Below are 20807 nucleotides of genomic sequence, written 5' to 3'. Positions count from 1 at the left end.
TGCAAATGCAAAATACTGTACGTTTAACCAGTGTAATTCACTCTTCGTCGTTGTCCAGCGATCCTTGTGCACAGAAATTTATGAAACGAACTGTGGGTTGACGGAGCCAACTGATCCTCCTACCCTCGGTCCCGAGCCTAAGAAACTCTACAAACCAGAGCGGTCCTCCGCACCCGACAGCCATGCGGCTTTTTTTCGCCAGCGGTTTTTCGACGCCTGTGAAAAAATCCCCGTTATGTCGGGAGTGGGCGAATACAAGACCCGAAAGGGGAATATGTCCGGCCCGTCTCTGGTGGGTTTCTTAGCTCCCGACACCCATAACGAATGCCCTAAGAAAGCAGCCAGAGGTAACGGATATGCCTAAGCATCTGACCTTCATGATGAAGGTGAACCACCGTATTCACGCAGTCTCCCTGACGCTTCCAGATCTGGAGGCCTGTCATGTCTGAACCACTCATCCCCACCCTTTTTACCCGTCACAATATTCACCTTCATGCCCTTCTCGTGGAGAACCAAGCCTGGTTCTGTGCTCATGATCTGGGGCGTTTGATGGGCAAGTACCTCGACGAGCGCATGTCGCGCAAGCTTGATGCAGACCAGCGACAAATGATGCTGGTGTACGCCCATGGCGCAGCGGAAGAGCGACTGATGTTGAGCGAGTCAGGTGTGTACGCTCTGTTGGTTTATCACTACTGCCCGGATTATCGACTGCTACGCGAATGGTTGACGCATCAGGTGGTGCCTACGTTGCGTGATGCGCACTCTTCGCGGGCGGTCGAGCGGCCGACCTTGAGTGTGCTGGACTGGCCGAAGATGTCGCTCTGCATGCTGCACTGGCAGGATGAGCCGTGGATTCGGTTGCGGGACATGCCTTGCGTGCTTGTGGATGATCCGTTCAATCAACGTCAATCCTGGTGGCGGAAGGCGTCACGGGTTCTGCGAGGGTTTTGATTGTTCGTTGCTGAAATAAAGAAATCCGCTACCTGAAGTTCAGGTGGCGGATTTTGTTTGTGCGGCATATTTACCGACGCCATCGCGAGCAGGCTCGCTCCCACAGGGGATCGGCGGCGGGTTTGGGAAGATCAGTGACCCGCCCGCCATCACAACCGCGCCGAAACCACCCGCCCCCATACAGAGGAATAATCCCGTCAGCGCCTCATAGACAGCCTTCGAATCCATCGATAATGTCCTTGGGCGTCTTGTCAAAATTCGCAGATATTCGGATTTCCCCCTTCAACCGCCCAGGCTTGCGCACCCGAGGCGTATCGACATGGGGCAGCAGATCCAGATAAGGCTTGCCGGCCTTGGCGATCACAACTTTGTCACCATGCCATGCACGTTCAGCAAGTTGGGAGAGCTGGGATTTTGCTTCGTGCATGTTTACTTGCACCAGTTCATTCATTTGGCACCTCCATAGAGTTAGCTAAGCTAGCCTAAGCCGGAGATTTTCTATAGGCAAGGTGTTGAGCTGACCGCCTGTCAAAAATGACCTTTCAAGCCCCTGACTGCCGATGAAGCAATCCGATCGCCATCGCGAGCAAGCTCGCTCCCACAGGGGATCGGCGGTGGGTTTGAGATTCGGTGTTATTAGGGCCGCAGGATTATCCTGCGGCCCTTTTCTTTGGGCGTAACTGCGGCTACGGGGTCATTTCCCCAACCCACTAATCTTCCACGGGCACACCGCTTCCCTCACCCCGCTCGGCCCAACAATCTCCGGTGTCTGCCCCAACGATCTCGCGCTCAGCACTTTGCCCACCTGTGCAATCAACTGATCAAACCCTAACGTCGCGTTTTCCTGCTGCAGCTTGCGCAGTTGCTCGACCACGGCGTAGGTGAAGGCGCCGTAGCTGCTGGAGCCCACCTCATACTCGTTGGCTTTTTCGTTTTCTCTGGCGGCGTAGAGCATCAGGGGCATGTAGGGGCCGTGGTGGCCGTAGAGTTTGCCTTGGCGCTGTAGTTGGGCCTTTTTCTCGGGGCGCAGGCCGGTGGCGGCGCCTTGGGTGCTGCGGGTGCGGGTGAGTCCGCGGGATGTGTGGTCGTGCTCGCTGAAGTCGCGGCCGTCGCTGTCGGCGGCGTACACCCGGCGGTCCCAGTCGCCGGCGTAGGGGTCCCAGCGCAGCATGCGGTGGCGGATGTCGCTGGGTGGGGTGATGCCGCGTACGCGGCCGGTGCCGCGGGTCATGCCGCCGGCGTAGCAGCAGTCGAACATGACGGTGAGTTTGGCGCCGTGGCCATTCGGGTCGAACGGCAGGTGGCTGTAGAACTGGCGGAACAGTTTGTCGGTGAAGTGGGTGTTTTCGTCGTCCCAGTCGAAGTCGTAGAGCACCAGGGTTTCGTCCATGCGGTCGGCTTCACCGCTGCTGCTGTAAGCCGGCAGTTGGGTGCCGTGGCCGGAGTAGAACAGCACGCGCTCGTCGCCGGCGCGGGCGCCTTCCACCAGCCACTCGAGGCGCTCGACGAAGTTCGCCCGCGTCGCTCGGGCGTCGTGTAGCAAACGAATGTCGCCGGCGTCGTAGCCGCTTTCCTGGAGCATGCGGCTGATCAGGTAGGTGTCGTTGATGCAGCCATCGAGGCGTGCGCCCGGTTCGGGGTAATCGTTGATGCCAACCACCAGGGCGCGGCGCTTGCGTTGGCCGCTGCGGGACAGGAACGCCGGCACTTCCAGAACGCCTGCCGCCACCACGTCGCGGGCCAGTTGTGGCCAGAGGCCGGTCTGGCTGGTGGCGGACGACAAGTAAGCTTGCGCTGCGTGATTGAGGTCGAGCAGGTCATCACGCAGCGGCACGCTGAACTCGGTTTGCAGGTCGACGCGCGCCGAGTCTGGCGAGGTGATCGGCCGGGTCAGCAAGCCGTCGTTGGGGTTGTAGAGGTGGAACCAACGGCGAATGCCTCGGCCGTTTTCACTCAGGCGCATGACTCGCCCGCCCCACACTTCGCGCATCACCAATGGCAGCGCGATCGGCGAGCCGAAGCTGACGAACACCCGGCCATCGATGAGTTTCAGCGCCGGGCCTTTCTTGGCCACCGAACGGCGCAAGGCGTCGTAGCCGATCAGGCTGCCCAGCCCTTGGGCGAAGATGATCTGCGGGGCGAACGCGTCGATTTTGTCCAGTAGATACCGGGTCAGTGCAGTGCGCAATTCGGCGTCTTCAATCCATTGCACGATGGCGCCCACGCTGGTGCGCAGCATCTGATTGACCGGCAGGCCCCAACTGCCGAAATCCTCGTCGGCCTTGCCCCTGGCGTCGTCCCGCAGCATGGCCAGGCCGCGGGTGATCTGGGCGAAGTCCGGCCCATCCTTGAGTTGGTCATCGAAAGATAGAAAGTCGATGTCCTGGTCATCGATGACGCGACCGTTCTGCGCCAGTTGGTTGCGGATCAGCGTGCGCCATTGCTCCTGCCAGTTCGCATCGGTGCCACCCTGCCCGCTGGCAGGCTGTGTGAATCCCACACCGGGCAGGCACAAGACCCGCAGTTGCGCGGGCACAACACCCGGCGCTGCCCCAGCCAGCAAGGCTTTGGTGGCTGGCGCCGCAACGGGAGAAACGGTTTGACCGTGGGCGGTGGCCATCAAATCCTGCAGACGCCGCAGTTTCGCTTCCAGGCTGTCCGCACTGGGCGCAGCGGACGTGAGGGCGGCCTGACCGGGATCAACCAGTGCACGGGTGCGGCTGTCGAGGAAACTGCTGACACCTTGAGCGCTGTTTTTCCAGATCTGCTCCGGATCAAGGCCGTCGAGGTAACCGGTGGCGCTGTCCACCACCTGCCGGCTTTGGGTCGCCAGTTGGGACTCGATCAATGGCAGCCCGGCGCGGCTTGGCACGGCGGTGGCTGCCAGTTTCGGCGCCGGAGCAACGCTTGCGGCAGTGCGCCAGATTGGCGCACTGCCGAAGTGCTGGGCCGCCACCACCCGTGGGCCAAGAGCGCTGCGCGGCAGTTGAAAATGATCGCAGAGAAAGGCCAGCAAACTGGTGTGATCGTAATGTTGCGCCTGGAGGCTGTCGGTCCACGGAATCAGACCCGGATTGAGCCAAGGCGAAGCGAGGATCGCCGGCACACGAATACCCAGTCGGGTGAAAGGATTGGGCCAGTCGACATCAACCGTTGTACCCGTCGCCACGCAAGTCGGTGGCACCACATGGTCATGGAAGCCGCCGTGCTCGTCGTACAGCAGTACGAACAGGGTTTTGCTCCAGAGGTCGGTGTTGGCCGACAAGGCATTGAACACCTCGCCGACAAACTGATCGCCAAAGCGCAGGTCTTCCGGTGGATGGTGCGACACGTTAGGCCCGAGCTTGCCGTTGAGCAGGCCATAACTCGGCTCGATCCAGGACAGCTCGGGGAGTTTGTTACCAGCGACATCCGACTTGAAGTCGTCGATGCTCATGTGCTGCAAACCACCTTTGACCAGCGCCGCCAACGGGATGGCGCCGTCGGAATAAATGCGTACATCGTGGCCCTTGTCGCGCAGCAGCGAAAAAATGCTGTCGCCGCCGAACTGCGCAATCAGGCTTTTGATCCCGGCCAGCACGGTGCCCGTGGACGGCATCAGCAAGTGGCCATTACAACTGCCGAGCATGGCGAAAAAGCGGTTTGGCCAGGTCGGGCCCGGCACCGAGGCAAACCAGCGGTCGCACACGGTGAAGTTGCGCGCCAGCCCCTGGATCGCCGGCAGCGGATCAGCGGCGGGGGTGGCGCCAAACGGGATGTAGTTCATCGCTCGCTGCGCCATGGATTGCGAGTAAGTTTTGTACACCTTCAGATCGTTGCGGGCCTTGTCGTAGGCGTCTTGCGCAAAGCCGTCGAGCTTGGGGGCGGTCAGGCTGGTCTTGAGTGACACGTCCAACTGCTTCACCACATCGACGAACTCGTGACCGAGGTCGAAACCTTCGCTGTCCTTGGCCGGTAACGTCGGTGGCGAAGGCGCGGGCGGCGCCCACAGGGCAAAGTAGTCAGGTGTTTCCGCCGTTTGAGTGATCACCGCTGAGTTGCCACTGGCGTCCTTCAGCGGGTTGGTGCTGGGCGCTTTACGGTTGATGCCGTCGCACGCAGGATTGATGCTGGTGTAATCCCCCAGCAGATGATCGAACGAGCGGTTTTCCATCATCAGCACAACGACGTGCTTAATCTCGTCGGGCCAGTTGTTCGACATGCTGCTCTCCCTGAGTTGTTGTGCCCGATCGCGCTCAGGGCTTGGGCTGTGGGACCGTTTTGCTGCCCGTCAGGCGAATCATCTGGCTCAACATCTTGAACCAGAAGTCGCCGCCCAACGAGGCAGCCAGCGCCGCCGTCATGACCCCAAGCAACCAGTAGCCGAACCAGGCGGTTTTGTTGTTCTGATCGTGATGCAAAAACGCCGGCTGGTTATTCCAGCCGATAGCGCCCTGAGGCAGCGCCTGCAAACCGCTCAATGCCGACTCAAACTGGCACTGGGCCTTGTCGTCCCGATTCGCACAGAGCTGATCGAGCGCCGCAGACGAGTTGTTGGTCACCAGATTGTTGGCCATCTGCATGCCCGCCGCTCGCAACGTGTCATTGCGCACCAGGCCTTGCATGAGGTCGAACGCGTTGACGTTGAGCACCAGGCAAATCACCAGCGAACAGCTCAGCGACACGACTTTGGCATTACGCCGCATCCAGCCTTCGGCGCGGTCCATGACCGCATTGATCCAGTGCTCCAGCCGGATCTTGAACGAGCACAGCAGATCCTGAGCCGTGGTGACCTTGGCCTGGGCCGCCGCAAGCAACGTCGACAGTGCGCGACGCAAGTGCTCGGAGGGCACCTGCGCAATGCCCTTGGTCAAAGCTGCATTGAGTTCTTCGAGGGGAATATCGAGGGTCGCGGTGTCGTCTTTGTGCAGCAACAGCGTGATCACCACCTGCGCCAGCATCGCCGGGTCAAGGTAACTGGGGCGTTGGCCCGGTGGCGCCATGGACTGGATCACCGGGTGATCGAGTACCTGCTGGAAGAACGCCAGGTCGCTGGTGCTCAGCCCCTTCAATTTTCCGGTGAACAACAATTTCAAGGCGTCATAAAGGTACTTCGCCCGGACCTTCTGGAAGAATGATTGAATGATTTCAGTGAGGGTGGTGACGAAAATACCCAGCAGCGTGAACAGCGCCAACATCCCGAGAATCGCGTCCAGAACGACCGAACCAAACATCTGACCTCCCTGTAGATGCAACTGACTGCCAGCTCGGAGCGGCGCCTCAGCATGAGGCATGGAGCAATGCGATCCGTCTCACAACGCTAGTCAGGCTATGGGGTCTTGTCCAATGGCGCAGGACGTTGATGCGACGAACGTGAATCAACAGGTGCGCCATCACGCGCCACCCGCTATTAATACGCCACCCACCTCTCAAGGACCAGAGCGCCCATGAAATTCGACACCGCCTACTGCATCAGCCTCGACGACAAACTGTCGATCTATGACGTGCGCGATCTGAACTTCGACGAAACCATGGACTTCGACTCGGCCAAGGAACGCTTCCAGTGCCCTAACGATGGCTGTCGGGCGGCGTTCGATGCGGCGAACGGGCTGGGGACGTTCAATGCCAAGAACGTCAATTACATCCGCACGCCGCACTTCAAGAATCTGCCCGGCACCCGGCATATCGAGGGCTGTCCTTATGTCAGCCTCAGAACGCCAGGGTCAGAAAGCGCCGAGGTGGATGACGGGCCAGAGGAGCATTTTCCGTCAGAGCTGCTGCTGACCCGGCGTCAGTATGTGCGCAAGCCGTCCACCCCAGTGCCGGATGTCGATGCGCCTCGGGATCAGCCGAAACCATCTGCCACGACCAGCACCACCGAGCACCCGCCCCGCGAATCGGCACCGGACAAAACCAGCGTCTTCGCTCACCCGGTGGAGTGCTTCGTGTCGAATTTCGATGACAAGGACCTGCTCAAACGCATGCCGCTGAAGATTGGCGAACACACTGCGTCTTACAGCGCGTTCTTCAAGAAAATCGAATACCTGCAAGACAACAAGGGGCTGATTTACTGGGGCAAGATCAAAGCGATCAAGGACTACAAAACCAGCTTCCGCATCGATTTCGAGAAGAAGGTCTGGCTCGACAAGAAGCCCTACTCGGTGAACGTCTACCTGAGCAAAAACCTGATCGAGAACTACCGCAAGCGCAAAGCCTTCCTGGAGGAAATCAAGGGCACCATCGGCAGCGAGCGGGAGCTTTATTGCTTTTTCTACGGCGTGACGCCGGAGTTGAAACAAGTGCCGAGCAAGAAAAACCCCGAGCAGACGTTCGGGGTGTTCAGTGGCGATATCGAGAATCTGGATCACTTCATTATTCGGGAGGTGCCTGGGTTGGAGGCGAAGTAGAACCAATCAAAAAATTGAGTTTGATCCGGGCTGAAAACAACTGTACAAAAACACAGTACTTATTGAATAACCCATTTCGAACCCGGAGAAAACCATGGCCTCTCTTGCGATGAAAATCACCCTGGAACGTATCGCCCTTTTTCAATTCACCCCTGAACACAGCGCGCTGGCACGTGCGATGTTGGGCTGGTCTCTGGAGGAGTTTTCCAGGGAATCGGGGGTTACGGTTGAAGCCATCCGACGGTTCGAGGCTGGCGGTGAATTGCTCGATGTCACCCGCCTGGCCCTCGCCTATCGGCTTGAAGCCGAAGGTCTGGTGTTCTTTCCAGGCTTTGCACCGGGCAGAGGCATGAGCGTCAAAGGCTCTACGCCTGACCCGGTGGGACGGGCCGATTACGCGATGATTGAGTGATCTGATTCCTCTGCTTGACGATTATTCCCATATAGGTATATTTTCACATGAGTACACGGAAGCCACTCTTGTGGGTCAGCAGTAGTAAAAAAGACCTCAAACAGATGCCAAAGGACGTTCAAGACGTTTTCGGATTCGCCCTCCACTTGGCACAGGACGGTACAAAACACCCGCAAGCTAAACCATTGAAGGGCTTTGGTGGTGCTGGCGTTCTTGAGGTGGTTGACGACCTAAACACAAATACCTATCGAGCTGTTTATACCGTTCGTTTTAGTGCCGCAATCTATGTGCTTCACTGCTTTCAGAAGAAATCGACCAAGGGCATCGAAACCACACAGAGCGATATCGAACTGATCAAAAAAAGGCTGCTGGCGGCTCAGGATCACGCAAAAGGATCAGGACATGATTGAAATCGAAGAAAGCACGGGCAACGTGTACGAAGACCTTGAAAGCGCTAATGCCAACGAGATGCGGGTTAAAGCCCAACTCGCGGCAAAGATCGGCGAAATCATAAAGGCCCGTCACCTGACCCAAGTTCAGGCTTCCGAGATCCTGGGGTTATCACAGCCCAAACTCTCCGAAATGCTTCGCGGAAAATTTCGGGGCATCAGTGAAGCCAAGATGATGGAGTGTCTCTCACGGCTCGGACGCGATGTACAGATCATCGTCAAACCAGCGCCGAGATCGAGGCGCGAAGGTCGGATTGAAGTGGTTTTTTCCTGATAAGGGGTTCCCTCCCCCCAGCACTGGCAGAGTCTGCCGTACCAGCATCTGCGCAGAACAATCCGTGAAATAGACGCACGCCCTAGCTGTTAACGACCAACTGATCTGTCGTCTCTTCAACCTCCAGCCACCAAGCCTGTCCACACTGTGGTTGGCTGAGGCTGAACGCTTCGCCCATTTGCGGCGTGGTGATGGACACGTTGCGCTCCCAGGCCAAGGCCAGGATACGGTCAAAGGGTTCGTGCCAGGCGTGCATCGCCAAGTCGAAGGTGCCGTTGTGAATCGGCAGCAGCCAATGGCCCTTGAGGTCGATGTGTGCTTGCAGGGTTTGTTCGGGTTGCATGTGAACGTGCGGCCAGTCGACGTTGTACGCGCCGGTTTCCATCAGTGTTAGATCGAAGGGACCGAACTGTTCGCCGATCGCTTTAAAACCGTCGAAGTAGCCGGTGTCGCCGCTGAAGAAAATCCGTTTGTCCCCGTCGATCATTACCCACGAGGCCCAGAGCGTGCTGTTGCCATCGAACAACCCGCGCCCGGAAAAGTGCTGCGAAGGCGTCGCGATAAAATGAATGCCGCTGACCTGAGTACCCTCCCACCAATCCAGTTGACGCACTTTGCTCGCATCGACACCCCACTTGATCAGCGTTTCACCTACGCCCAGCGGTGCAAGGAAGTGCTTGGTTTTGTCTGCCAGCTTGAGGATCGACTGATGGTCGAGGTGATCGTAATGGTTGTGGGACAAAATTACCGCCTCGATCGGAGGCAGCTCCTCAAGGCTGATCGGTGGCTGATGAAAGCGCTTGGGGCCGGCCCATTGCACCGGCGATGCGCGTTCGGCGAAGACCGGGTCCGTCAGCCAGAATTTATCGCGCAGTTTCAGCAGCACAGTGGAATGGCCCAGGCGAAAAACACTGTGATTCGGCGCGCTGAGCAATTGTTCGCGAGTCAGCGCTTGAACCGGAATCACACCAGCCGGTCGTGTGTTACGCGGTTTGTGGAAAAGCATGTTCCAGAAAATTCGTAAGGTCTTGCGAAAACCTTCTCGCGGTACGGTCGAATGATTGCTGTAGTGCCCCTGTTCCTGCCGGGACGTTTTCGGTTCAGTGGCGCTATCAGCTTGGGAAGAGAAAGTGGCCATGTTCAAGTGACTCCAGAAAAACCGACAAGGTACGGTTTTTCTTTTTCGGACGATAAATGGCCAATGCACGCACGCGTCAGCCGCAAACTCTATTTTTTAACTGCACAAACTACACTGCACAGTGTAGTTTCAAGATTGCAACAAAGCCGGGAATAAGTAAACTGCCAAGTGTAATTCCCCCCTTTTCTCTGCCGAAGCGTATTTATGACAGCTCCACAGCGCCTCACCGACCGTAAACGCGAAGCCATCGTTCAGGCGGCGATTGCCGAATTCCGTGCCAACGGTTTCGACATCACCAGCATGGACACGATTGCCGCCACCGCGGGCGTGTCGAAGCGCACGGTGTACAACCACTTCCCCAGTAAAGAAGAGCTGTTCGCCGAAATCCTGAAAAGATTGTGGACCAACGTCACCGCGCAACAGGACAACTGCTATCGCACAGACCAGCCGCTGCGCGAACAGCTCGGCCAGTTGCTGCGCAGTAAATTGCAGCTATTGGGTGACAACAACTTCCTCGATCTGGCACGGGTGGCCATCGCCGCCACCATTCATTCGCCAGAACGGGTTCAGGACATGGTCGTGCGTATTGGTGAACATGAAGAAGGGCTGACCACCTGGATTCGCGCGGCTCAGGCTGATGGCCGGCTCAAGCCTGTAGATCCTGGCTTCGCTGCCCAGCAGGTGCAGGGAATGCTCAAGGCATTTGCCTTCTGGCCGCAGATATCCCTGAACCTGCCGCCGTTGTCGCCCGAAATGCAGACCACTGTCGTAGAGTCGACGCTGGACATGTTTCTGGCCTGCTATCAACGGTAGGCATTAAATGGCTTTGAAGGGCACGGATAAGTACATGTGGAATAAATGACACTATTCACGTGTTTTACCCGATGGACGGAAGCTCTGAATAAAACACAACAAAGTGTTTCAAGGCGTATCCGGTACCAGGATCGGCGCAAAAAAGTGATCGCGTCAGCCAAGGGCATGCCGGGCTATAGTGAGCCTCAGTCCCATGGCATTGCAGAGAGCATCATGAATTCAACCAAACCCGAAGAAAAAGCCCCCGTCGACCACTTGCGCTTCCATCGGCCGCACGCCCATTTGGCGTCGACCTTCGGCAATGACACCTTTGCATTGAAGGCCGAAGCCTTTGCGCGCTTCTTCGGCACCCCGACCTTTCTCGGTGCGCAAACCCTCATCGTCGCGGTCTGGATTATTCTGAACGTCACCGGGATAACGACCTTCGACGTCTACCCGTTCATCCTGCTCAACCTCGCGTTCAGCCTGCAAGCGGCCTACGCCGCACCGCTGATTTTGCTCGCGCAAACCCGTCAGGCCGCTCGCGACAAAGCCCAATCCGAAGCCGACGCGCTACACCGCGAGACCTTGGCGATTGCCAACAGCGAACGGCAAGCGCAAGCCGCGCAGACCTCCGCGCAGTTACTGGCGTTGCTTGAACAAAACACCCGACTGACCGAGATGACCAAAGAGCTGACCGAGCGCATCGAGAACCTGACGTTGCAGATGCATCAACACGTTCTGAAGGATCAGCAACGTTCCTGATCAGGCAATCGCACCCAGCGCGATAACTCGTCGAACAGCGTCACCACCGAGCGCAATGCGCGACAGTCCGGACGGGTCAGCAGCCACAGGCTGGTGTCGTAATCGAGCAGGGCTTCGCTCAATGGGCGCAGCCCCTGCGCTGGTTCGACCAGAAAGTCCGGCAACGCGGCAACGCCAAGCCCGGCACGCACCAACTCGGTGACCGAGTGCATGCTGTTGCAGCGATAGCTCGGCAGCACACCGGGAAATTGCTGACGACGCCAGATGACCGTCGGATGGTCAGGCAGGAAGTCATCCGGAGCGATCCAGCTCAGCCGCGTCAGATCACTTGAGTCGACCGAATTCAGATACGTCGTACTGGCGCAAACCCGGTACGACACCGTGCCCAATCGCCGCCCCACCAGATGTTCCGGAGGTGAGCGGGTCAAGCGCAAGGCAATATCGGCATCGCGGCGGCTGAGGTTGGCGAAATCGTTGGAGGTGCTCAGCTCCAACGTCAGCGCCGGATACGTCGGCATGAACTGCGCCAGCGCCGGCAACAGCAGCGCATGCAAAACCGAGTCGGTGCAGGTCAGGCGTACGGTACCGCTGATGATTTCACCGCCCTGCTCCACGCCGATCCGCGCCGCTTCCAGCGCCTGTTCGGCGCGCTCGGCTTGCTCGGCAAGGGTTCGGGCCAGGGTGGTCGGCAAGTAACCGGCGCGACTTTTCTCGAACAGCGCCTGGCCCAACGCAGCTTCCAGGCGCCGAACCGCACGAAACACCGTCGACACATCGACCTTCAACAATCCCGCTGCACGGGCCAGAGAGCCGCCGCGCACCAGAGCGAGAATCAAGGCGAGGTCCGGGTAATCCAGCCGATAGTGCGTCGGTGCATTGAACACTTGGGTAAACGCCAATATTGGTTGCGTGAACGCCAATCTATAGTGGGTTCCAGGAATCAACAAGTCTTGGGAGACCCCATGGAAACAAGCCCTCAACTACGTATTGCACTGATCGGTGACTACGACCCCCAGGTCACCGCCCATCAGGCAATTCCCCTGGCGCTGAACATGGCGGCACAACACGCTGAACTTGATGTGCAATTCCAGTGGTTGGCCACCGACAGTATTGATGCAAGCACTCAACTCGCGGGTTTCGACGGCTTCTGGTGCGTGCCTGCCAGCCCGTACCGCAACATGGACGGTGCGCTGTTGGCGATCCGCTTTGCTCGCGAACAGCAGCGACCGTTCCTCGGCACCTGCGGTGGTTTTCAACACGCGGTGCTCGAATACGCGCGCAACGTCCTGGGCTGGGCCGATGCCGAACACGGGGAAACCTCGCCAGACGCCGCCCGCGCATTGCTCACGCCACTTGTCTGTTCGTTGGTCGAGACGGTAGACCGCATCCGGTTGATGGAAGGATCGCTGATCGCCAATGCCTACGCAGCCAAAGAAATTGAAGAAGGCTACCACTGCCGCTACGGGGTCAATCCCGAGTTCGAAGCGCAACTTCTGACACACAACCTCAACGCCAGCGGCCACGATTCGGCAGGAGATCTACGGGCCGTAGAACTCAGCGATCATCCGTTCTTTGTCGCCACCTTGTTTCAACCTGAACGTGCAGCGCTCGCCGGCACCCCGCCACCTTTGGTCAACGCCTTTATCAAGGCCTGCGCGAGGAACCGCAGATGATCGCCAACACACCCTCGCCGCCTTACTACGCGGTAATTTTCACGTCACTGCGCACAACCGTGGACCAGGGTTACGAGCAAGCAGCGCAACGCATGGTCGAACTCGCCCGCGACCAACCAGGGTTTCTCGGGGTGGAGTCGGCCCGAGGTGAAGACGGGCTCGGCATCACCGTTTCATACTGGTCCAGCGAAGAGGCGATTCTCGCCTGGAAACAGCACGCCGAGCACAGCGCGACCCGCGAGCGTGGGCGCTCGACCTGGTATGAAACGTTTCAGACAAGGGTGTGCAAGGTCGAACGCGCTTATGCCTTCGAGCGTCAGCCGGCCTGAACCGGACTGCGCAGCGCGGTGATCTCCGGCAAGTCCTCACGCCGCATGTAGACCCGCAGCGGTTCGGTGATGTTGATCCGGTCGTCGATGTTCTGCTCCAGCAGTAACCGGATCAGCTCGCGCTTGAGGATCATGGTCTGGCCCTGCGCCGGTGCCCAGACGAACTCGCTGGCGGGAATGATTGCGTCGTCGGCGACGTCCATGCCAAAGGAGTCTTCGCTGAAGCGGACGATGTAGTGAGCAGTCTTGCGATTAAAACCGACGAAGCCTTTGAGTTGGTCGGCGGCCTGGCAGATGAACTCGGACGTGATGCGCATGGTAAACCTCATGGATGCGTCCCGAAGGACAGCTGAACGATGGTTTACACGCAGGGCGGGATGACGAATGTTCCGGGATTTCCCTCTGACGGGGAAACTGCCGAGGCCGATCGTACTGCAAAGGGCTGCACAAAAGCGCGGAAAAAACACGCCTCACACACGTTTATGTCGGTTTGCCGATAGCACATCCGGCGCTCAATTGTTAAAAGGTAGTTCTTTGAAATCGCTTCTTACGAAAGGACCTCGACTATGCCTGTTACCTACACCAAAAGTGCCCTGTTGCTGAGCCTGATGCTCGGCCTTGGCCAGGCACAGGCTTCCAGCCAACAGAGCCCGAGCGCTCTGGCCACCGCCACCGGGATCCCGCACCCGGCGGTAATCGCCCACCGTGGCGCCTCTTTCGATGCCCCCGAATCCACCGCCGCCTCCTACAAACTGGCGCGTGACCTGGGTGCCGACTACCTGGAAATGGACCTTCAACGCAGCAAGGACGGCGTGCTGTTCGCCCTGCATGACAACAACCTGCAACGCACCACCGATGTTGCAACCAAATTTCCTGAGCGCAAGGACAGCCCGGCCAACGCGTTCACCCTCGCGGAACTTAAAACCCTCGACGCCGGCAGCTGGTTCAACACCGCCCACCCGGATCGCGCACGCCCCGCTTACGCCGGCCTGAAAATCCTGACCCTGGACGAAATCATCGATATCGCCCAGGGCAACCCGCTGCACAAACCTGGCCTGTACATCGAAACCAAAGAACCAAAGCAGTTTCCCGGCATTGAGCGTGATCTCAAGGACAAGCTTCAGGACCGCGGCTGGCTGAGCCCGGCCGGTTCCAAGCTGGCCAAAAGTGAGCTGAGCGTCGGCCAGGGTAAAGGCAAAGTGATCCTGCAAACCTTCGAGAGGAGCAGCCTCGAACTGCTGCAAAAAGAAATGCCGCAAGTGCCGAAGATTCTTCTGCTGTGGGTGGGCGAAGGCAGTATCGAGCCCAAGTCGAAGGTGACCTTCGCCGAATCCGGCGACAAGGATAAAGCTACTTACTACGCCAAGCAGGAACCCAAGGACAAAGCCGAATTCGAGCAATGGGTCAACTACGCCAAGGCTCAGGGCGCCATCGGCACCGGCCCTTCGGCGGCGCTGACCAACGGCGGCGATCAAAGCTATTCCGACCTGGTGCAGCCGTGGATGAACCAGTACACCCACGACAAAGGCATGCTGGTGCACGCCTACACCGTCGACGATGTCGTGGACTACAAGAAGGTGATGGACGCCGGTGTCGATGGCATCTTCACCAATCGCGCCAGCGAACTGCTCAAGTATTACAAGCGCCCGGCAGCAGCCAGCGTTGCACAGTTGCTTGAGAACAACGGCTTCTAGGTAGGAGCTGGCGCAGCCTGCGATCTTTTGATTTTGTGTATCAAGGTCAAAAGATCGCAGCCTCCGGCAGCTCCTACGCCGGCATCGCATTTTGATCCTTAAGGATTGCATTGGGCTCAAGTGAGTTTTAAGGGTGAATTAAGTTGCGCTGGTTAACCTGACGCCACTTGAACAGCTCACCCAAGGAATGACCCCATGAAAACGCTGACTGCCCTTTTCACTGCCGCTGCCCTGACCCTGACGGCCGGTTTCGCCATGGCCGATGTGCGCCCGGACCTGATCCCGGGTCTGCTCAAGGACGGCACCGTGATGGACATGGAGAAGCTCAATCAGGCCGCACTCGCCGAGCACCCAGGCAACACCGCTGCGAACATCACCGACACCGAACTGGAGCACAAGACCAAGACCGGTACTTATGAATACAAGGTCGAAATCCGCGACGCCAAAAACGTTGAGTGGAACGTGAAGCTGGACGCCAAAACCGGCCAGGTGTTGAGCAACAAACAAGAGAAGTAAATCGAACAGACACAGAAGCCGCACAACCTTGAGGTTGTGCGGCTTTTTTGCGTCTGATTGGTGTAACAGCCAGCACCTGCGCGCCGTTACGCCGACGTACTGACCAACGACCCCGACGTACTGCTGCCTGACGCTTGCAGCGCTTGCGTCAACGCCGCCGTAGCGGTCTGCAATGAGCCCGAGGTAGTTGCGATCTGCGACTGGGCGGCCGCGACTTTCGCCGCTTTGGCATCCGCGCTTTCCTGACTGGCCTGAGCGGCTTGCAGTTGTTGCATTTGCTCCTGCAATTGCTTTTGCAATTCGGCGATCTGCTTGCGCAGCGTTTTTACCGCATCCGACTCACTACTGCTGCTCGAACTGCTGTCACCTGACGCAGGCGCACCACTGGCTGCGACTTTGCCACTGTCGGCGGTCGAACTGCCCGTCGCGGTGGTGCTTTGAGTGGTGTCGGTGCTGTCACTGATGGCAGTCTTGCTAGTGGTAGTGGACAGAGTCTGATTGATCGAGACCGAAGTGATGCTAACCATGGGCGTTTCCTTCAATGCGGTTCAGGGATAGCCCCATCATCGACGCGCAACGCCCACACTTGAGAGGGATCGTGTACCGACACGGTTAGCGTGCCGATACACGGTTTGTTGCCTAGGCGCTCAGGCGCGCCGTCACCGCACTCAATTGCCCCGACAAACCGTGCAGGTTGTTGCTCGCGGCTTCAGTGCGCTGCACGTTGTCCAGATTGGTACTGGCGATGCTGGTGATCTCGGTCAGGTTGCGCGAAATGTCCTCGGCCACCGAGGTCTGCTCTTCGGCTGCCGTGGCGATCTGGCGGTTCATATCGCGAATCGCCTCCACCGAGGCGGTGATGCGCTCAAGCATGGCCCCGGCCTGGGTGACCTGCTCGACACTCTCCTCGCTGCACGACTGGCCGCTTTCGATGGCCTGCGCCGCGTCCACCGCACCGGTCTGCACGCTCTGGATGATCTGGTTGATTTCGATGATCGACGCCGCCGTGCGCTGTGCCAGGCTGCGTACTTCATCGGCCACCACGGCAAACCCGCGCCCGGCTTCACCGGCTCGAGCGGCTTCGATGGCGGCGTTCAGCGCCAGCAAGTTGGTTTGCTCGGCGATACCGCGAATCACTTCCAGCACCTTGCCGATACGTCCGCTGTCGGTTTCCAGTTGGCGGATGACCGTAGCGGTGTTGGCGATTTCGCCGCGCATCCGGGTGATGGTGTGAATCGTGCCCTGCATGACCTTCTCGCCCTGTTGTGCCGACTGATCGGCATCATCGGCGGCCCGCGCCGCGTCGGCCGCATGACGAGCGACTTCCTGGGCGGTGGCGGACATTTCATTCATTGCCGTGGCGACTTGATCGGTACGATTGAATTGCTCGTTGGTGCCATGGGCCATCAACGTCGCAATCGAGTTCAGCTCACCGCTGGCGCTGTCCAGATCCGACGCGCTGCGCTGCAAACGACTGAAGGTTTCTGCAAGGAAATCGCGCAGCGTGTTGGCCGCGACCGCCAGCTTGCCCAACTCATCCTGACGATCGCTCGCCACCCGCTCAGCGAAACGGCCCTGGCTCAATTGCGCAACGTATTCAATCAACTTGCGGATGGGTTCCACCAGATTGCGGTTGACCAGCCACAGGCTGAACAAGCCAATCAACAGACCCGAAGCCAGCATCACCAGGATTCCCAGCAACACCGTGCGATCGGCACTGGCGCTGATCAATGTCGACTGCTCGCGACCCTGCTTGCGCAATTCGTTGACCAACTCGCTCATCTGTTCACTGGTGGCGCGGTCCACGCCTTTGACGGCATTATCGCCCGCCGTAGGGTCAGCACCAGCCGCCAGGAAAGCCTCCCGCCCCTTTTGATAAGCGCCTCCAAGAGCACGGTGCGCATCGCGCAGGCTTTCAAGGCGAGCCTTGAGCGACGCTTCGATGCCCGGTTGGCGGGTCAGCTCACCGAGAATGTTCTGTACGTCTCCCTGACGATCCTCGAACTGCTTCCAGTATTTGTCCAGGTCAGCCGGTTGCTTGCCGCGCAACAGGACGTTTTTCCATTCCTGCACCTGAGCCTTGAATTGCAGATTGGCTTCATCGATCAGTTGCGAGGTATGCAGCGGGCCTTCGATCAGGTTGCGATAGTTCTGCACCCCGCTGGAGAGAAAGTGAAAACAGGCCAAGGCGATCAGCAACATCGCGATCAGGCTGCCGCTCAGCAGTGCGAGGATTTGCGCTCTCAGGGATTTTTGCAAAAACATCGAGTGATACTCATGACAGGGATAAGACACGCACCGAAGGGGCACGCAGGATGTCCGGACCTCCCTGTCAACAACATGCGGGCCAGGCACCAAAGTGCCTGATCCTGCCTAGGCGTCATCGGCGCACGTCATGGTTTCTTGAAACCGACCCGACCGCCGGTAGAAGCCCCGGTTACAAGCCGAATCAAATTGTCACAAAACCGTCAAACAGCGTTGCCATGATGCCGCTCATGTGAGCCTGTGAAACGTACGACAGGCGCCTCCCTTCAGCGAGACTCCATGAACCACAGCATCGACCAACGCCACCGCGATTCCGACCTGTTCGGCCTGCTCTACGGTTTCAGCTTTCGCCCCGGCGAACGCGGTCGCGAGATCGACTCGGCCAAGGCGCTGCAACTGCTGCAACAACCGGGCGCTGAGGACGAGTTCCTCTGGCTGCACCTGAACCTCGCCCACGCCGCGTGCGAGCGCTGGATGAAAGCGCATCTGGAGTTACCGGAAGAATTCTTCGAAGCCTTGCACGAAGGCTCGCGTTCGACCCGTATTGAACACGTCGACTCGGCGCTGCTGGCGGTGGTCAACGACGTGGTGTTCAACCTCAGCAGTATGGTTTCTTCGGACGTCTCGACCCTCTGGGTCTGCGCCCGCAATCGGTTGATCATCAGCGCGCGCCTGCAACCTCTGCACTCGGTGGACAAGCTGCGTTCCTCGGTCAAGGCTGGCGAATGCTTTCGCTCGCCACTGGAACTGCTCGTGCACTTGCTGCGCGACCAGGGTGAAGTGCTGACGCAGATCGTGCGCAAGACCAGCCAGAGCGTCGACCAGATCGAGGATGAGTTACTGTCATCGCGACTGTCCACCAACCGCGCCGAACTGGGCGCCAATCGTCGAGTGCTGGTGCGCTTGCAACGGCTGCTGGCACTCGAGCCGGGTTCGTTGCTGCGTCTGCTCAATCGTCCGCCGCAGTGGTTGCAGAAAGAGGACGTCAAGGAACTGCGCAAATCCACCGAGGAGTTCGCGCTGATCATCAACGATCTCACGGCGCTGGGTGAGCGGATCAAACTGTTGCAGGAAGAAATTGCCGCCAACCTCAACGAACAGAGCAACCGCACGCTGTTCACCCTGACCGTGGTCACGGTGCTGGCGTTGCCGATCAACATCATTGCCGGTTTCTTCGGCATGAACGTCGGCGGGATACCGCTTTCCGGCGACCCCGAAGGGTTCTGGATTCTGGTGGCACTGGTCGCGACGTTCACCGTACTGGCCGGGCGCTGGGCGTTTCGCAAGCGGGTGGATTATTAAGATCAAAAGATCGCAGCCTGCGGCAGCTCCTGCATTGGATTGCGTACATCTGTAGGAACTCGCCTCAGGCATTTCGTCGCAAAATCAGTGGATTAAGCACTATTTGGTTCAGCACCCGCTGGATCGGGCTTCAGTTTGTTACCTTGGTGCCGACTCTTAAGAGACCCGATGCATTCAGGAGGGGGAACCGTGAATCTGTACATCAATCAGCTTCAGAAGAAAGCTGACTTCAAAAGCGCCATCTACGCTGGCGATATCTTCCTGAACACCCAGCTCAATGCAGCAAAAGAACTCTGTGCTTTTGCTCAGGAAAGCATCACCGCCGCGTTTGACGGCGAGACTGACCACCAGGCCCTGCACCGCCTGATGCCGGTGGAAGAGTTCGTGGTGCTGGTGACCCGGCTCAAAGGCCAGTTCACCAATAGCCTGCGGGCCAAAGAGTTGATCCGTGGTTTCACCGAAGAAATCGGTGCAGCCCCCGAAGAGTTCATCTTCGACGTGCCGCGGATTCGCGTTGTGCCCAACTACGATTACCTGCACGCCGGCGTCAGCTACGCGTACAAACCTCATCGCGACACCTGGTACGGCGGCGTCGACTGCCAGATCAACACCTGGATGCCGGTCTATACGATCCAGCCGGACCAGACCATGATGATCAACCCGGCGTACTTCGATAAGCCGGTGAAGAACACTTCGGCACAGTGGAGCCTCTCCGACTGGATCGGTGTGCAACGCCAGCGCGCCAAGGACAACGTCAAGGAAGAAGCCCGTCAGCACCCGGTACCGACCGAGGACATCGACGCGGCGTCCGAGATCCGCATTGCCGGCAACACCGCCGAAATGCTGATTTTCTCCGGTTCACACCTGCACGGCACGGTTCCCAATTACACCGAACAAACCCGCTTCAGCGTGGATTTCCGCCTGATGCACCTAGGCGACCTGAAGCACAAGCGCGGCGCGATCAACGTCGACAGCGCGTGCCCGGATGTCGGCGCCGGCTTCAAAGACTATTTCCACGCCCACGACTTCTCGAATTTCCAAGGAATCCAATCATGACCAAGCGTCGCATTACGCCTGCCGAGGCCCAATACAACGAAACCCGCGCGGGTGTCCTCAAGCGCGTCGACGCCGAGTACGTGGCCGATGCGCCCTTCGTGTTCGCCAACCGCATCGGCGTGACCGCTGCGTTGTCGCGCATGGAGCTGTTCAAGAAGGTCGCCGAAATCCCGGGCGCGATCGTCGAGTGCGGCGTGTACAAGGGCAACTCGCTGATGCTCTACATGCACCTGTCGATGATCCTGGAGCCCTACGCGATCAACCGTTCGATTGTTGGCTTCGACACCTTCGAAGGCTTCCAGAGCATCAACAAGAACGAAGACCCGGCCGACGTCAACGAGACCATGTTCTCCGACACCGACCAGTCGCTGATCCAGGACATGATCGACGCCAACGACCTGCTGCGTCCGGTCAACCGCATCCCGCGTTGCGAGCTGGTCAAGGGCGACATCTGCAAGACCGCGCCTGAATGGGTCAAGACCCGTCCGGACCTGGTCGTAGCGATGCTGATCCTCGACACCGACCTGTATGAGTCGACCAAGGTCGCGCTGGAAACCTTCCTGCCGTACATGCCAAAAGGCGCCATCGTGGTGCTGGACGAAGTCGCCTACCGCAACTTCCCGGGCGAAACCAAAGCCCTGCGCGAAGTCTTCGACCTGAACAAGATCGAACTCAAGCGCCTGCCGTTCGACTCCTGCGTGGGTTACTTCCACGTCTGACACATTACCTCCTGTGGGAGCGAGCTTGCTCGCGATGGCGGCAGAACAGTCGACATAGATGTCGGATGTTATGGCCTCATCGCGAG

At 58.7% G+C, this 20807-nt stretch carries 22 protein-coding genes and 1 pseudogene; 14 read left to right on the top strand and 9 right to left on the bottom strand.

Translation table 11 applies throughout. From position 1 onward, the window contains the following. The first annotated feature begins 441 nt into the window (after window positions 1–441). Entirely contained in the window at window positions 442–951 is a 510-nt protein-coding gene (locus BK659_RS20400; RefSeq protein WP_123426766.1) for a BRO-N domain-containing protein, read from the top strand. Window positions 952–1156: 205 nt separating this feature from the next. Here BK659_RS20400 and BK659_RS20395 read toward each other — a convergent pair whose 3' ends face one another. From BK659_RS20395 to BK659_RS20385, 3 genes are all read right to left on the bottom strand, one after another. Further along, window positions 1157–1402: a type II toxin-antitoxin system Phd/YefM family antitoxin gene (locus BK659_RS20395; protein WP_123426765.1), complete on the bottom strand. Its 246-nt coding sequence runs from the start codon at window positions 1400–1402 to the stop codon at window positions 1157–1159. 243 nt (window positions 1403–1645) lie between these two features. Further along, window positions 1646–5152 (bottom strand): alkaline phosphatase family protein, encoded by a 3507-nt coding sequence (locus BK659_RS20390; RefSeq protein WP_123426764.1) that lies wholly within the window; start codon window positions 5150–5152, stop codon window positions 1646–1648. Between the two features lie 34 nt (window positions 5153–5186). After that, window positions 5187–6164: a hypothetical protein gene (locus BK659_RS20385; protein WP_123426763.1), complete on the bottom strand. Its 978-nt coding sequence runs from the start codon at window positions 6162–6164 to the stop codon at window positions 5187–5189. A 213-nt stretch (window positions 6165–6377) separates the two neighbouring features. Between BK659_RS20385 and BK659_RS20380 the strand changes: the two genes are divergently transcribed. The 4 genes from BK659_RS20380 (at window position 6378) to BK659_RS20365 (ending at window position 8472) form a co-directional block, all read left to right on the top strand. Further along, window positions 6378–7337 (top strand): hypothetical protein, encoded by a 960-nt coding sequence (locus BK659_RS20380; protein ID WP_123426762.1) that lies wholly within the window; start codon window positions 6378–6380, stop codon window positions 7335–7337. Between the two features lie 94 nt (window positions 7338–7431). After that, on the top strand, window positions 7432–7749 hold the full coding sequence (locus tag BK659_RS20375; RefSeq protein WP_123426761.1) for a helix-turn-helix domain-containing protein: 318 nt from the start codon (window positions 7432–7434) through the stop codon (window positions 7747–7749). A gap of 47 nt (window positions 7750–7796) precedes the next feature. Beyond that, a complete protein-coding gene (locus BK659_RS20370; protein WP_123426760.1) occupies window positions 7797–8159 on the top strand; it encodes a type II toxin-antitoxin system RelE/ParE family toxin in 363 nt (120 codons plus the stop codon). Further along, on the top strand, window positions 8152–8472 hold the full coding sequence (locus BK659_RS20365; RefSeq protein WP_123426759.1) for a helix-turn-helix domain-containing protein: 321 nt from the start codon (window positions 8152–8154) through the stop codon (window positions 8470–8472). The genes BK659_RS20370 and BK659_RS20365 overlap by 8 nt, the downstream gene beginning before the upstream one ends. Window positions 8473–8554: 82 nt before the next feature. Here BK659_RS20365 and BK659_RS20360 read toward each other — a convergent pair whose 3' ends face one another. Next, on the bottom strand, window positions 8555–9610 hold the full coding sequence (locus tag BK659_RS20360; RefSeq protein ID WP_123426758.1) for an MBL fold metallo-hydrolase: 1056 nt from the start codon (window positions 9608–9610) through the stop codon (window positions 8555–8557). Window positions 9611–9814: 204 nt separating this feature from the next. Here BK659_RS20360 and BK659_RS20355 point away from each other — a divergent pair, with 204 nt between their 5' ends. Together BK659_RS20355 and BK659_RS20350 are read left to right on the top strand one after the other, a co-directional pair. Beyond that, window positions 9815–10423, top strand: coding sequence for a TetR/AcrR family transcriptional regulator (locus BK659_RS20355; protein WP_123426757.1), 609 nt, complete (start codon window positions 9815–9817; stop codon window positions 10421–10423). A 213-nt stretch (window positions 10424–10636) separates the two neighbouring features. Beyond that, the gene (locus tag BK659_RS20350; protein ID WP_123426974.1) at window positions 10637–11167 is read left to right on the top strand and encodes a DUF1003 domain-containing protein; all 531 of its coding nucleotides are present in this window, start codon (window positions 10637–10639) and stop codon (window positions 11165–11167) included. Here BK659_RS20350 and BK659_RS20345 read toward each other — a convergent pair. Further along, window positions 11152–12114 carry a LysR family transcriptional regulator gene (locus tag BK659_RS20345; RefSeq protein WP_123426756.1) on the bottom strand — a complete coding sequence of 321 codons (963 nt, stop codon included), beginning with the start codon at window positions 12112–12114 and terminating at the stop codon, window positions 11152–11154. The two genes, BK659_RS20350 and BK659_RS20345, sit on opposite strands and share 16 nt — an antisense overlap. Before the next feature lie 15 nt (window positions 12115–12129). Here BK659_RS20345 and BK659_RS20340 point away from each other — a divergent pair, with 15 nt between their 5' ends. After that, on the top strand, window positions 12130–12840 hold the full coding sequence (locus tag BK659_RS20340) for a CTP synthase C-terminal region-related (seleno)protein (protein WP_123426755.1): 711 nt from the start codon (window positions 12130–12132) through the stop codon (window positions 12838–12840). Next, complete coding sequence (locus BK659_RS20335) at window positions 12837–13169, top strand: antibiotic biosynthesis monooxygenase family protein (protein ID WP_123426754.1); 333 nt, start codon at window positions 12837–12839, stop codon at window positions 13167–13169. The genes BK659_RS20340 and BK659_RS20335 overlap by 4 nt, the downstream gene beginning before the upstream one ends. Here BK659_RS20335 and BK659_RS20330 read toward each other — a convergent pair. Beyond that, a complete protein-coding gene (locus BK659_RS20330) occupies window positions 13157–13486 on the bottom strand; it encodes a DUF2025 family protein (protein WP_123426753.1) in 330 nt (109 codons plus the stop codon). The genes BK659_RS20335 and BK659_RS20330 overlap by 13 nt on opposite strands. Window positions 13487–13735: 249 nt before the next feature. On the opposite strand from BK659_RS20330, the gene BK659_RS20325 reads away from it, so the two are divergent. Next, on the top strand, window positions 13736–14863 hold the full coding sequence (locus BK659_RS20325; RefSeq protein WP_123426752.1) for a glycerophosphodiester phosphodiesterase: 1128 nt from the start codon (window positions 13736–13738) through the stop codon (window positions 14861–14863). Between the two features lie 195 nt (window positions 14864–15058). Then, complete coding sequence (locus BK659_RS20320) at window positions 15059–15379, top strand: PepSY domain-containing protein (RefSeq protein WP_123426751.1); 321 nt, start codon at window positions 15059–15061, stop codon at window positions 15377–15379. Between the two features lie 86 nt (window positions 15380–15465). Here BK659_RS20320 and BK659_RS20315 read toward each other — a convergent pair whose 3' ends face one another. From BK659_RS20315 to BK659_RS28355, 3 genes and pseudogenes are all read right to left on the bottom strand, one after another. Beyond that, window positions 15466–15906: a hypothetical protein gene (locus tag BK659_RS20315; RefSeq protein WP_123426750.1), complete on the bottom strand. Its 441-nt coding sequence runs from the start codon at window positions 15904–15906 to the stop codon at window positions 15466–15468. Between the two features lie 112 nt (window positions 15907–16018). After that, window positions 16019–16723 (bottom strand): methyl-accepting chemotaxis protein, encoded by a 705-nt coding sequence (locus BK659_RS28360; protein ID WP_404942541.1) that lies wholly within the window; start codon window positions 16721–16723, stop codon window positions 16019–16021. A 228-nt stretch (window positions 16724–16951) separates the two neighbouring features. Further along, window positions 16952–17062 (bottom strand): annotated as a pseudogene (locus BK659_RS28355) (hypothetical protein); the annotation flags it as partial. Between the two features lie 861 nt (window positions 17063–17923). On the opposite strand from BK659_RS28355, the gene BK659_RS20305 reads away from it, so the two are divergent. From BK659_RS20305 to BK659_RS20295, 3 genes are all read left to right on the top strand, one after another. Then, window positions 17924–18946 carry a transporter gene (locus BK659_RS20305; RefSeq protein ID WP_123426748.1) on the top strand — a complete coding sequence of 341 codons (1023 nt, stop codon included), beginning with the start codon at window positions 17924–17926 and terminating at the stop codon, window positions 18944–18946. A 189-nt stretch (window positions 18947–19135) separates the two neighbouring features. After that, complete coding sequence (locus tag BK659_RS20300; protein ID WP_123426747.1) at window positions 19136–20002, top strand: hypothetical protein; 867 nt, start codon at window positions 19136–19138, stop codon at window positions 20000–20002. Then, window positions 19999–20721, top strand: a complete 723-nt coding sequence (locus BK659_RS20295) for a TylF/MycF/NovP-related O-methyltransferase (RefSeq protein ID WP_123426746.1) — start codon at window positions 19999–20001, stop codon at window positions 20719–20721. The genes BK659_RS20300 and BK659_RS20295 overlap by 4 nt, the downstream gene beginning before the upstream one ends. Window positions 20722–20807: the final 86 nt, after the last annotated feature.

This window comes from Pseudomonas brassicacearum (assembly GCF_003732225.1).
Lineage (GTDB): Bacteria > Pseudomonadota > Gammaproteobacteria > Pseudomonadales > Pseudomonadaceae > Aquipseudomonas > Aquipseudomonas brassicacearum_E.
This window is presented reverse-complemented; position numbering and strand designations above follow the sequence as displayed.